General features: G+C 26.4%; 11 protein-coding genes and 1 CRISPR repeat array. Of the genes, 4 read left to right on the top strand and 7 right to left on the bottom strand.

Features of this window, described 5'->3' with window-relative positions; translation table 11 throughout:
* Positions 1 to 884: 884 nt before the first annotated feature.
* The 3 genes from CLV39_RS00265 to CLV39_RS00255 are packed head-to-tail and all read left to right on the top strand — an operon-like array spanning position 885 to position 2,648.
* On the top strand, positions 885 to 1,778 hold the full coding sequence (locus CLV39_RS00265) for a tyrosine-type recombinase/integrase (RefSeq protein WP_121922240.1): 894 nt from the start codon (positions 885 to 887) through the stop codon (positions 1,776 to 1,778).
* 13 nt (positions 1,779 to 1,791) lie between these two features.
* Positions 1,792 to 2,019, top strand: coding sequence for a hypothetical protein (locus tag CLV39_RS00260; RefSeq protein ID WP_121922239.1), 228 nt, complete (start codon positions 1,792 to 1,794; stop codon positions 2,017 to 2,019).
* Between the two features lie 44 nt (positions 2,020 to 2,063).
* Complete coding sequence (locus CLV39_RS00255; RefSeq protein ID WP_121922238.1) at positions 2,064 to 2,648, top strand: hypothetical protein; 585 nt, start codon at positions 2,064 to 2,066, stop codon at positions 2,646 to 2,648.
* Here the strand turns inward: CLV39_RS00255 and CLV39_RS00250 are convergent.
* Complete coding sequence (locus CLV39_RS00250) at positions 2,645 to 3,610, bottom strand: ParB/RepB/Spo0J family partition protein (RefSeq protein ID WP_121922237.1); 966 nt, start codon at positions 3,608 to 3,610, stop codon at positions 2,645 to 2,647. The genes CLV39_RS00255 and CLV39_RS00250 overlap by 4 nt on opposite strands.
* A gap of 53 nt (positions 3,611 to 3,663) precedes the next feature.
* The gene (locus CLV39_RS00245; protein ID WP_121922236.1) at positions 3,664 to 4,491 is read right to left on the bottom strand and encodes a ParA family protein; all 828 of its coding nucleotides are present in this window, start codon (positions 4,489 to 4,491) and stop codon (positions 3,664 to 3,666) included.
* Positions 4,492 to 5,155: 664 nt separating this feature from the next.
* On the opposite strand from CLV39_RS00245, the gene CLV39_RS00240 reads away from it, so the two are divergent.
* Positions 5,156 to 6,643 carry a replication initiation protein gene (locus CLV39_RS00240; protein WP_121922235.1) on the top strand — a complete coding sequence of 496 codons (1,488 nt, stop codon included), beginning with the start codon at positions 5,156 to 5,158 and terminating at the stop codon, positions 6,641 to 6,643.
* Between the two features lie 112 nt (positions 6,644 to 6,755).
* Here the strand turns inward: CLV39_RS00240 and CLV39_RS00235 are convergent, their stop codons facing one another.
* The 5 genes from CLV39_RS00235 to CLV39_RS00215 form a co-directional block, all read right to left on the bottom strand.
* Entirely contained in the window at positions 6,756 to 7,034 is a 279-nt protein-coding gene (locus CLV39_RS00235; RefSeq protein ID WP_121922234.1) for a hypothetical protein, read from the bottom strand.
* A gap of 55 nt (positions 7,035 to 7,089) precedes the next feature.
* A complete protein-coding gene (locus CLV39_RS00230; protein ID WP_147435388.1) occupies positions 7,090 to 7,380 on the bottom strand; it encodes a hypothetical protein in 291 nt (96 codons plus the stop codon).
* Positions 7,381 to 7,877: 497 nt separating this feature from the next.
* Positions 7,878 to 8,522, bottom strand: a complete 645-nt coding sequence (locus CLV39_RS00225; protein WP_121922232.1) for a GSU2403 family nucleotidyltransferase fold protein — start codon at positions 8,520 to 8,522, stop codon at positions 7,878 to 7,880.
* Positions 8,515 to 8,829 carry a hypothetical protein gene (locus CLV39_RS00220; protein WP_121922231.1) on the bottom strand — a complete coding sequence of 105 codons (315 nt, stop codon included), beginning with the start codon at positions 8,827 to 8,829 and terminating at the stop codon, positions 8,515 to 8,517. Before CLV39_RS00220 ends, CLV39_RS00225 begins: the two co-directional genes overlap by 8 nt.
* A gap of 375 nt (positions 8,830 to 9,204) precedes the next feature.
* The gene (locus tag CLV39_RS00215) at positions 9,205 to 9,456 is read right to left on the bottom strand and encodes a hypothetical protein (protein WP_121922230.1); all 252 of its coding nucleotides are present in this window, start codon (positions 9,454 to 9,456) and stop codon (positions 9,205 to 9,207) included.
* Positions 9,457 to 9,726: 270 nt separating this feature from the next.
* A CRISPR array of direct repeats spans positions 9,727 to 10,767; the repeat unit is 30 nt; unit sequence GTTTCAATTCCTCATAGGTAAGCCACAAAC.
* Positions 10,768 to 10,913: the final 146 nt, after the last annotated feature.

Genomic DNA, 10,913 nt, shown 5'->3' with positions numbered 1-10,913 from the left:
TGAATTTCCTAAAGAAAGGATGGAACAGGAAAACAAAAATGGATAAAGACCAAAAGGAAATAGAACTTAAAAAAATAGATATAGAACAGAAAAAAATTAAAAGTAGAAAAAATAAAATTTAACGTATTCAGTTAAAGAGTAGTTTTTGATTTTTAATGAAATTGAAAAAATGTTTTTAAAGCTTTAAATTTGCTTTAACTAAATAAACGCCCTAAATCCGCTTCTACATAGAATTCTTAAAGCTATTAAAATCTTATAGATCCATTTTTCTAAAAATTTGTCGATCAGGTAATTTTAGGGAAATTTTAGTGCTTTTAGGATGTTAAAATTTTGCCAAAATTTAACTCTAAGCTAATAATGATGCTTATTTGTCGATCCCCAAGGATTTTTACAAGATTGAAGGTCAACAGAAAATAAACTCAATTTGACAAGAAATTTTTTTTAATGTAAATTTTAAACATAGCTAATATTTATGCTGGTTTCTTGGCAATAGAATATGATAAAGAATAAAGGGTTTGTAGCCTACCTATAAGGAATTGAAACAACTAATAATAGGTCTTTGTAGAAGGTCATTTTTCAAGTTTGTAGCCTACCTATTAGGAATTGAAACTATGAATCGTTAGCCTTCCTGTAGTTGGATTTTTCTTGTTTGTAGCCTACCTATAAGGAATTTAAATTCTGTGATTACCTGATATTCTTGTGGGCACTCCTATTGTTTGTGGCCTACCTATAAGGGTTTTCCTAAATCTTACCTAATCCCTTGTTTATCAATATTTAGGATAGAACATTTATTTTAAATTATTGATTTTCAAGGATTTACCATAATTTAAGTTATGGTATTGTGTTTATGGTAAAATTATTCATGTTTAATCAGAAGTGCAAAAATGTATGATGAAATAAGCTTCAAAGTAAACTTTTACCTGAACAAGCTTAAAAAAAGAGGATTATCAGATAAAAGTATTGATACATATAAAAACTTACTTAAACATTTTGAAGACTGGTTTGATGAATATGGCTTAATATCTGAAGACAATCTTATATTAGTGGAAACTGATATTGAAAAGTTTATCCAGTATCTAAAATCTAAAAATCTATCTCCTACCACCATCAAGATGATCTTAAATAGAACTAAAGAATTTATAGAGTTTTCTGGTGGTAAATGGCTTGCTGATAAAAGAATATACAGAGAAAGAAATAAAACTGAAAGTGCAAAACCTTATAGTGAAATAGAACTTAAACAAATTTTAAACTATCTAAAAGCTACCAATAAAATCTATTACCAACTTGCTCTAACTTTGTATGGCTTTGGACTTAGAATATCAGAAGCTACTAATCTACTTCCTGATGACATTATAGAAAAAGAAAATCAAATCTTTGTAAGAGTTAGAAGTGAAATATCGAAATTCAATAAATCAAGAGAAGCTCCATTAATTTTAAAAGATAAATACAGAGAAGATTTTATAGAGTTTATAGTTAAAAGGAAAAATCCAAAGTTAAAAGATAAAACACTATTTACTTATTACAATGATATTCAAAAAAGAATAGTTGTTATAGATAGACATAATGTTAAAAGTTATTTTCATAAAATTTCAAAAGAACTTGGAATAAATATAACTGCACATAGATTTAGAGATACATATATAAGCTATATGGTAGCAAAAGGAATAAAGCCGTTAACCGTTGCTAAATGGGTAGGGCATAAGGATATAACAACTACCTTAAAATACTATACCAAGTTGACTACTAAAGATGAATTAGAGGAACTTCAAAAGATTTAACAAGGAGAAGTTTATGAAAATCATAATAAGAATTCCTGATGAAATAGTTTATAAGATAGGAAAAAGAGCAATAAAAGAAAAAATTGAAAAAACTTTAAATTTTTTAGAGTTAGAAGAACTTATGAAAGAAATATCTGAAGACATAAGGAAAGTCTATACCGAAGAAGAATACTGGAAGGAAGTAGAAAAAATACGTCAAGAAGCTTGGCAAGAATACAAAAAAGGGCTTGATTTAGAATGAAAATAGCTATAGATAAAATATTATTTTTTAACATTAAATGAAAAATGAACAATATTAATATAGAGTTTACAGATCAAATATATAAATTTATAAATCTGTATCGGGATTTAATAGACAAAGCTAAAAAAGATTTGATTAATCCTTTTGATATATCCATAGATGATTTAAAACAGCTTACAGGTGATAATATACTTACAAATGGCTTGATTATATCTTTGCTTTCAAAAATAATAAAGCTTAAAGCAGAATATTTAGAAAAACAGCTTTCTGGTAATGACAAAGAAAAGCAAATAAAATCAGTATTTAAAGAAGTTTTAAAAGAAGAAACTAATCTTGAAGAAGATGATATAGAAGCTTTATTAATGGAAGAAAGCATTAGAGAAAAACTTAGGAAACCTAAATCTGTAAAACCTCAAAGGATTTCTTATCAAACATTCCAAGAAATAACTAAAAATCAGATAAAAGATGTATTGTTTGAAGACACTGACTATAATACATATGCGTTAGAAATAGCTAAACAAATACAGCAAGGCACATTTAGAATAAAAACTTATAAAGATTTTATAGGTTTAATGTTTGCTATATATCTGTTTGGTTTAGAAATAAATAATTTAAAATCTTATATCTAATAAGTTTCTTTCAATATTTCTTCAATTTTTTTCATTAAAATATCTATCTGTCTTTTCTTATCTTCAGGTAGTTTTTTCCATTTTTGTCTTAAAGATTTATTTAAAGATTGATAAGGAAAAACTTTATCTTTGGTTTCTTCTTTTCTATATTGTTTTACAAGTTGCTTTACTTCTTCAAAAGTTAGATTTTCTTCTACTATTTTGTTAACAATTTCTTTAATAAGATTTTCACTTTTTAATTTTTTTAACTCAATAGCCATATAATAAGGAATTTTTTTATCTCTTATGATTTCTTTCAAAAACTCAGGTATATCTAAAAGGGTAAGCATTTTTCTAAAAGTTTTCCAGTTTCTTATTTTGAAATATTCAAGTAATTCTTCTAACTTTTTTAAAGTTTTTATTTCTTCTTCTGTAATCTCTTCCTTTACTAATCCAGACTGCTTATTTGTAAGTTTATTAAAAAATCTTTTAACATCTGTTTCAGACATTCCAAGTTTATATTCAATAAGCTGTAATACAGAAACAACCTTGTCATAATCTGATAAATCTTCTCTATGGATATTTTCTGAAAGCATTACTGCTATAGCTGTATCTTCATCTACATCTAAAACTATAGCTTGTATTTTTTTCCATTTTTCATCTTTTGTTTCATTATAAAGTTTTTTTACTGCTTGTAATCTTCTATAACCAACTATCCTTTCATATCTTCCATCAGGTTTAGGTCTTACAACAATTGGCTCTATCAAACCATACTGTTTTATATTTTCTTTTAACTCTTCAAGGGCTTCAATATCAATGTAAGTTCTATCGTGAAAATTAGGATTATCTATTTCATCTATATCAATATATACTGCTTCTGTATTTACAGATTCTCCAAGATTATTCAAAATGTTATCTAAATTTTCAAGTTTAGTAGATGTTTTTTTTCTTTCAGATAATTTTTTATTTTTAAATAAAGCCATTTTTATCCTCCTTAAAATTAAGAGAAAAATTTCTCTTAAAATCTTTAAATTTTTTAAATCACAAGTTCTGAAATCTCAACTACAATCTTTTTTATTTCTTCCAAAACAGACATATAAGTTCTATCCTTATTCAAGATATAATCTCTAAGTGGCATTTGCTCTTCTTGTGCTTTTGTCCATACTGATAGTTGTCTTATAGGGCTTAAAAATACATCTTCTTTTTCTATTGATAAAAATTCATCATCTGAAACAAAAGCTTTTATTTCATCCCTAAGTTTTATAAGTTTTTCTCTATAAAGTTTACTTCTTTTATCAAAAAACATAGGAACAAGCCCTAAAACTTTCATTTCTTTTCCTCTAAGTTCTGCTTGATTAGACATTTCAAGAAATAATTCTATAGTCCCTGTCTCATCGAGTAATGTTAATCTTTGAGGAATAAGAATATAATCGCTTGCAAGAATAGTTGAAATCATAAGTATTCCTTTGTTTGATGGCGGGTCTATAAATATAAAATCATATTTGTCTCTTAACTTTTGTTTAGTTATCCATCTGTTTAATACAAGTTCAATTCCAGGTCTAATCCTACTTTCTACTCCATCTTGAAGAATCCTTGAAGAAAAAACTACATCTAATTTTTCATTGTATTTATAAGGAATACATTCTTTATTCTGATAAATATTAAAAATAGAATGCTTTTCAAATTCTCCATCTACTACATCATCTTGATCGATTCCAAACAAATAAGTTTGAGAAGCTTGAGGGTCAACATCTATTACTAATACTTTCTTTCCTAAATTTGCAAACTCATGTGCTAAGGCATTAGTCAAAGAAGTTTTCCCAACTCCTCCTTTTATATTCGCAAGTCCAATTACACTTCCCATGTTTTCCCTCCAAAACTATTTCTCTTAACTTTTCGTCAAAAATAATTTTTAATTAAGAGAAATTTTTCTCTTAGTTTTTAATGAAATTTTTTAGGATTTCTATATTTAACATATAACATTAATATATTCTAATATCAGAATACCAGCCGCAATTTTATTTTGCACGTTTAATTACCTTTATGCGTTTGAGCATTATATAAGCGTTAGCTTAAAATTTTTAGAGCGTCAGCTCTCCTTTTTGCTTTAAGTTTTCCTTTCTAAAAAAATTTTTCAGCGATTTAAAAAAAATAAAAAATTTCATCATCATCATCAGTTGTTTATAATGCCTTCTATTTTTTTTTGATGATGATGTTTTTATATTGTTTTTAATCATGTTTTTGAAAATTGTTTTTAGATAGTCGGAAAAGCGGTCGTAGTGCCACGTTGACCATGCATACACCTACATCTTTGGGGTTATACACCTACATTTTTGGGGTCATATGCCTACATTTTTGGGGTCATACACCTACGTTTTTGGGGTTATATCCCTACATATTGAATATTTAGTAGTAATTAAAGTTGCTGTTATTAAAAGATTTACTAGTTATATATATAAATAACCTACTTATATTTAAAAATGTAGTAAGATATAATATGAGATAAAGATATATATTGGGGGTCTAATATGGAAGACAAAGAAAAGACTAAAAAGTTAGAAGTAGTTTCAAATGTAGAAGTTGTAAAAAATAAATCTCTAGTTACTATGCATAATAAACTTGTAGAAGCAAAGTATAAATTAACAAAAGAAGAGTTTTCTATTGTTTTATTTTTGATTGCCTTAATTCAACCTCAAGATGAAGATCTTAAAGAATATCAAATTCCAGTCAAAATACTTAAGGCAATATCAGGGACAAAGCATAAAAATATGTATAGGGTGGTAAAAGAAGCTTTAGAAGGTTTATTAAAAAAACCTATAAAAATAAAAACTTTAGAAGAAGATGGAAAAGAAAGATTTCTTATCTGTAATTTTATAAGTCATGGAGAATATAAAGAAGGAGAAGGAAGTTTTATAGTTGGTATAGATAAAAAATTAAAACCATATTTGCTTTTTTTAAAAGAAAATTTTACAAGTTCAAAATTAAAGTATTTTTTCTCTTTAAGATCTTTTTATTCAATGAGACTATATATTTTGTTAAAACAATTTGAAAAAACGGGTTTTAGAGTTGATTATATACCTGAACTTAGAGAAATATTGGGAATAGGAAAAAATGAATATCCAAGATTTGATAATTTTGAAAAAAGAGTAATAAAAAAAGCAGTAGAAGAAATTAACCAAAAAACAGATTTGGAGGTTTCTTATAAAAAGAAAAAAACAGGTAGAAGAATAACTCATATAGAGTTTTACATAAAAGTGAAACCTGATGCAGCCAAAGAAAGAGAGCTTGAAAAGAAAATAATAGAAGAAGTCAGAAAGTTAAATCAAGGGGATACTACTGAAACGACAAAAGTACCTTCGCAAACTATTAATAATAAAGAACAAAAACAAGAGAAAATTAAAAACAGTGCAAAAGAAAAAGATCTTGAAAAAGTCTGGACTGAAATAGGTAAGATTAGAAAAAAATATGAAAAAGTTTTAAATGAAATATTACAAAAAATAAGTAGATTGAATGAAAATCAAATTTTATTTTTACTTGCAAATTTAAATGAAAATGATATTCCAATAGAAATAGCAAAGGAAATAGTAATAACTGCTGATAGGAATAAAGCTTTAAAAAATCCTATGGGATTTTTGATAAAAACTTTTGACATTGATATGAGTAAAGCAAGATTTAAAGAACTAACTTTAACATCTAAAAAAATAGATGAAAAATTGTTAAAAGAAAAACTGGAAAAAATGATGATAGATGGAACTTCTGCTTTAGATTATATAAGAGTATATTGGAATGAAGTAATCAAACCAAGATATAACAATGGTGAACTGGATAAAAGGACATTAAAGCTCTTAAGAGAACCTTTACAAAAAGCAGTTATAGATGACTTGGAAAACAAAATATATGTTATTGTTCCAGATATAGCTTATAGGGATTGGCTTGATAGTGAGTTTGGAGATGATATGAGAAAGTTTTTCAAAGAAAGATTTGATATAGATGATGTAGTAGTTGAATCGTTATAAGGTTAATCATCAGAGTTCACTAATCTTTTAGTGTTTAGATAGTTCCTATTACAAGACTATAATTGTTATTATTACCAATAAATATTTCTATCATTTTTTTCTATTTTAAGGATTATTTTTTCATTTTCTTACTAAAAAGATTGACAAAAAATTCTATACTATCAGTGATGGCTTCCAAGATAATCAAAAAAGCATAAGCAATAACAAACATTAGAATGGATAAAAAAACAAAAGAAAGGATAGAAGACATAAAAAAGGCTAAAATATCTGTGGCTGTAAGCTTCCAATCTCCTAACAAATATGTTATAAAAACTGATATAAGAATTAGGGCAAAGACAAAAATCTTACTTACAATTTCTGTAGTTTCAAGTTCTTTGTTTATTCTATCCATAATTTTGCAACCTTATTTTTAGGCAAAGTTTCTATTATTTTTGTAATACATTAGTTTATTTTTTCAAATTGGCTAAAATATCTTTAAAAACTTTCTTAAGTTTTTCTTTTGTTTCCTTGTCCTTAATATCATTAAGTTTTTCATAGATTTGAATTAATTTTTCTTTTGTATTCTTATCAATTTCCTTTAAATATTTTAAATGCTCTGCTACATGGTATAAATCATCTATAAATATATCTTGGTATATGTCAGAAACCGTAGATAAATCTTTTATTTCTTCAACATCAAGATATAATTCGTTTAATTCTACTTTTAAGCTTTTTAATAATGTTTTTAAATTTTTCATCTTTAATAACATGCTAACAAATAGATAATTTACCTTTGTATATAAAATAAAATTTATGCATTATGTTTTTTACATTATAAACTAAAACCTATATCAGCCCCTTCTAAAACTTTTCCGATATCTACTTTAACACAATAAGGATATTAGCCTTATTTAAATTATTTTGAATTTCTTGAATAAGATCAATAATAGATAGAAATCGGATAATATAAAGTAAAGAAATTTAATGTCATAGTTTTTTATTTAATATCTCAGAAAAATGTCAGAATTTTTCAAAAAAATTACCTATTTATAAAATTTGGGCAAATTTTTTAAATGGATTTTAAGGAAAATATTACTTAAAGATATTGTTTTTACTTGATAAAAAGATTATTTAAATTTTTTGAAGTTCCTCTAATTCGTCTTTAGTAGTTAATTTTGTATAGTATTTTAAAGATCTTATAAAAGTAGATTTTAATATAGCTACGATTTAAAAAATGACTATACTAAAAAGTTAGTTATAAATTTTCTATTTCTTGTTTTGATTTTTCATAAAGCTTTTTTCTTTTTCCTTTTAGTTCCTGAATTAATTGATTTAGCTTTTCCAAATTACATATTTTCAAAATTTCTAATCCTTGTTGTAAATCTTTTTCTTTTTTCATTAAATCTTTTCTTCTCTGAACTACTAACCATTTATGTATATGAAATCTTTCAGGGGAAGGTAAAGGAATTTTTACATTTTCTACTTCTGCAAAAATAATATCTTCTAATAAATCTCCAACAAAAGGTAAAGGTATAGCGTCAATATTTAAATTATTCAACTTCAATATTTTATTCTTATTTCCTGTAGGTTCTTCTATAATGAATTCTAAGTCTATATTTTCTCCCTTAAATCTTGAATAACTATATCCTGTCACTGTTCCTATAACTTCTGGATAGTATCCAAGATTTTCTAGTATTTTTTGTAAATCAACCTTTATTTTCTTTCTTTTAGCGTATAAACTGAAAATAAAATCAATATCAAATGTCCTTAAAGGATATTTAAAATCTGGATATTTGAATCTATAGAAATACAAAACCCAGCTACCGCCTAAAACATAACAATCTTGAAGATATTTATTCAATTGAGTTATGATTTTTATAATCTCATCAATTTCATCCATTATAAGCCTTTAAGATTTTGTCTAATTCTTTTATTCTTTCTTGTAGTCTCTTTTTTTCTTTTATTAGTTTCCTTCTTTCATTTATAAGTTTTTCTATATTATCATTTGCTTTACCTAAAAATATAGATTTAATATTGTTTCCTTCTCTTTTTGATTTGTAGAGATATTTATATATCTTATTTCCTTTTCGTATTATTCTTATCCAGCCTTCTGGCAAAGACATAATTCTATGTTCTATGGTTTTTAATCTTCCTATTAATCTTTGCTTTTCTTCTATTAAGATATTTTCTATCATTTTATTTTTCATTACACTACATATTATAAATTAAAAATAATGTAGTGTAGATATTTTGCTCTAATTTTTGGAAGAGAAATAGTCCAATATTTGACTATTTCTTTAGTTCATCTTTCATATTTATATATCCAATCTATGAACGCTTCTAAATCTTCTTTATCCAAAGTTTCTCTAATAATTGCATTTATTTTTTTTTGTGTAATTCCAAAGTTTCATCACAACCTATATAGACCTTTAAACATATATCAGCCTCTTCTATTGCTTATCCTATATCTACTTTAACATCACAAGGAATATTAGCCTTATTTAAATTATTTTGTATTTCTTGGATAAGTTCAAGGATCAATTTTTGTTTAATCATTTTGCGCTACTTTAAGATGTAAATTGTTATTCTTCATCTTCAAATTCTTTGTAAACTGCTAATAATTCACCTTTTTTTTCAAACAAATCCCAAGCAATATCGTTTAACTTGTCTAATATTTCTTGCCATCTATAACCTTTCTTTAGCTTTATTCTTATTCCTATATCAGCTTCTACATCATCAGGAATATTTATTATTTGAATATCTTCTATTCCTTTAATATTTTTTATTTTTTGTAAATAATCTGCTATTAACTCTATATCTTTTAATTTTGCCATTTTTTTATAGCCTTGTTTAAAAATTTAAAAAATTAAATAAAGCAAAGTATAATGTTGAGCCAAGAGTTAGAGTGTTATTAGGTTTTATTTGCCAATCTGCAATTTTTAATCTTTCTAAAGCTTTATTTTTAAATATTATTTCCATCTTATTATTTTGAATAATATCAACAATAGTTTTACTTCCTAACTTTAAGAAAAGAATAAAATCTACCTATAATCAGTATAACAGATTTTTTTCTATAAAACACAATACCCTAATCTTTTAAAAAGGTTTCAATTCCTCATAGGTAAGCCACAAACTTAGAAAACTTGACTGATGAATTAGCTTTTATGTTTATGTTTCAATTCCTCATAGGTAAGCCACAAACGAAAGAAGTAATGAAGTTCTTAGGAGAAGTAATCATGGAAGCGTTTCAATTCCTCATAGGTAAGCCACAAACTAAAGCTAAGATTTTATCAGCTTGTAAATTATCCTGGTTTCAATTCCTCATAGGTAAGCCACAAACATGATAGGAGGGGCTCCTTATATGATGAGCGCGCTGGAGTTTCAATTCCTCATAGGTAAGCCACAAACCAAATGACATAACAGTACTCACTGAGTATAAAACTGTTTCAATTCCTCATAGGTAAGCCACAAACGATGTCCCGCCTAGAAAAAGAACTTTCCCTCCTGGGGAGTTTCAATTCCTCATAGGTAAGCCACAAACTCATTTTTCTTACCTCTTTACTATTAGTTTTTTAAGGTTTCAATTCCTCATAGGTAAGCCACAAACCTATATTGGAAAATTTAGCTGGTACAAGAACAAAAAGTTTCAATTCCTCATAGGTAAGCCACAAACGCGGGGCACCATTCCTGATGTCCCGCCTAGAAAAAGAGTGTTTCAATTCCTCATAGGTAAGCCACAAACAGAGGTGTCCTTTATGTTGGGAGGGGCGCCCTTTTTAAGTTTCAATTCCTCATAGGTAAGCCACAAACTAGGTTATAGACATGAATGTGGTTTTACAGTTAAAAGTTGTTTCAATTCCTCATAGGTAAGCCACAAACTGTGATGTACGCTTTTTCTAAGAGGTATACTATAGAGGGTTTCAATTCCTCATAGGTAAGCCACAAACTTACTAATTTATCCCATGTACTTGGATCATTTACAAGTTTCAATTCCTCATAGGTAAGCCACAAACAGCTTTAGATGCAGATAAAACATATCCTTTAGAAATGTTTCAATTCCTCATAGGTAAGCCACAAACGTACCTTTCTGGATCCCACCATGTATCAAATTTATCGTTTCAATTCCTCATAGGTAAGCCACAAACCCGTTAATTTAGGTTAATAAAAAAATTTGCTCTAATCAAGTAATTTTGCACTTTTCAGAGGATTTAAAAATTTTTAAAAATCCTCGCAAATGATAGTAAGTTGCATCAAACCTCCAGTAATGCAAATATATTTTCTGTTATATTCT

It is taken from the genome of Hydrogenothermus marinus, from assembly GCF_003688665.1.
GTDB lineage: Bacteria > Aquificota > Aquificia > Aquificales > Hydrogenothermaceae > Hydrogenothermus > Hydrogenothermus marinus.
This window is presented reverse-complemented; position numbering and strand designations above follow the sequence as displayed.

Bases quoted from the DNA above. Each gene is read 5' to 3' on its own strand.
- CLV39_RS00250 (WP_121922237.1), bottom strand. From the start codon at position 3,610: ATGGCTTTATTTAAAAATAAAAAATTATCTGAAAGAAAAAAAACATCT.
- CLV39_RS00235 (WP_121922234.1), bottom strand. From the start codon at position 7,034: ATGGATAGAATAAACAAAGAACTTGAAACTACAGAAATTGTAAGTAAG.
- CLV39_RS00260 (WP_121922239.1), top strand. From the start codon at position 1,792: ATGAAAATCATAATAAGAATTCCTGATGAAATAGTTTATAAGATAGGA.
- CLV39_RS00240 (WP_121922235.1), top strand. From the start codon at position 5,156: ATGGAAGACAAAGAAAAGACTAAAAAGTTAGAAGTAGTTTCAAATGTA.
- CLV39_RS00245 (WP_121922236.1), bottom strand. From the start codon at position 4,491: ATGGGAAGTGTAATTGGACTTGCGAATATAAAAGGAGGAGTTGGGAAA.
- CLV39_RS00220 (WP_121922231.1), bottom strand. From the start codon at position 8,829: ATGAAAAATAAAATGATAGAAAATATCTTAATAGAAGAAAAGCAAAGA.
- CLV39_RS00215 (WP_121922230.1), bottom strand. From the start codon at position 9,456: ATGGCAAAATTAAAAGATATAGAGTTAATAGCAGATTATTTACAAAAA.
- CLV39_RS00230 (WP_147435388.1), bottom strand. From the start codon at position 7,380: ATGAAAAATTTAAAAACATTATTAAAAAGCTTAAAAGTAGAATTAAAC.
- CLV39_RS00225 (WP_121922232.1), bottom strand. From the start codon at position 8,522: ATGGATGAAATTGATGAGATTATAAAAATCATAACTCAATTGAATAAA.
- CLV39_RS00255 (WP_121922238.1), top strand. From the start codon at position 2,064: ATGAACAATATTAATATAGAGTTTACAGATCAAATATATAAATTTATA.
- CLV39_RS00265 (WP_121922240.1), top strand. From the start codon at position 885: ATGTATGATGAAATAAGCTTCAAAGTAAACTTTTACCTGAACAAGCTT.